At 68.0% G+C, this 1135-nt stretch carries 1 protein-coding gene; it reads left to right on the top strand.

The window, feature by feature from the left end; genetic code table 11:
* Nucleotides 1-1080, top strand: a 1080-nt coding sequence (locus tag ACRYM0_RS20845; RefSeq protein WP_432507761.1) for an IS256 family transposase, incomplete at its 5' end; no start/stop codon positions are given.
* Between the last annotated feature and the right edge of the window lie 55 nt (nucleotides 1081-1135).

Raw genomic sequence — 1135 nt, 5'->3', positions numbered from 1 at the left:
AAGCTGGTGGCCACGACCGCCGGCGACCTCACCGTGAAGATCCCCAAGACGAGGACGGGCTCGTTCTTCCCTGCGCTGCTGCACCCGCGTCGGCGCATCGACGTCGCGCTGCACGCGGTCGTCATGGAGGCCTACGTCCATGGCGTCTCAACGAGGAAGGTCGACGACCTCGTCGCGGCTTTGGGAGTCGACTCCGGCATCTCCAAGTCGGAGGTGTCGCGGATCTGCGCGGGCCTGGACAGCGAGGTCGCCGCCTTCACCTCCCGCCCACTGAACGCGCAGGCGACTCCGTACGTCTTCTTGGATGCCACCTACTGCAAGGCCCGCGTCCGCGGCCGGGTGGTCTCCCAGGCGGTGGTCATTGCCACCGGTGTCACCGCTGACGGGCACCGAGAAGTACTGGGCTGCAACGTCGGTGACGCCGAGACCCTCGACTTCTGGAAGCAGTTCCTGAACGGTCTGCGCGATCGGGGCTTGCACGGGGTCCAACTGGTCATCTCCGATCAGCACCGTGGTCTGATGTCCGCGATCGAGCAGACCATGGCCGGGGCCAGCTGGCAACGCTGCCGGGTCCACTTCATGCGCAACGTGCTGGCGAAGGTGTCCAAGGGCCAGGGCGAGGCGGTCGCGGCGATGGTCCGCACGATCTTCGCCCAGCCGTCCCCGGCGCTGGTCACCGAGCAGGTGAACGTCGTCGCCGACACCCTGCGCGGGCAGTTCCCCACCATCGCCGCGATGCTCGACGAGACAGGCCCCGACATCACCGCGTTCGCGGTCTTCCCCGAAGCGCACTGGCGCAAGATCTGGTCGACCAACCCCATCGAACGCCTGAACCGGGAGGTCAAGCGCCGCACGGACGTCGTCGGGATCTTTCCCAACCCGCCCGCGGTGCTGCGCCTGGCCGGCTGCGTGCTGATCGAAGCGCACGACGAGTGGGCTTTCACCGGTCGGCGCTACCTCTCCGAGGCGTCGATGGCGCTGCTGACCCCACCGGAGCCGACCACCCTGCCGCTGGCACCAGCCGATCCGGTCATCAGCAGCGGCCGCGCCCTCGACAATCTCACCGCCCGCACGGCATAGTCCCAACCGCAGCGCTTCACGCGACCGCAGTTACACCACTCCACGGGACGTCATC

The organism is Kineococcus arenarius subsp. arenarius, from assembly GCF_050871845.1.
Taxonomy (GTDB): domain Bacteria; phylum Actinomycetota; class Actinomycetes; order Actinomycetales; family Kineococcaceae; genus Kineococcus.
The sequence above is the reverse complement of the archived record's forward strand: the minus strand, read 5'-3'. Positions and strand labels throughout refer to the sequence as shown.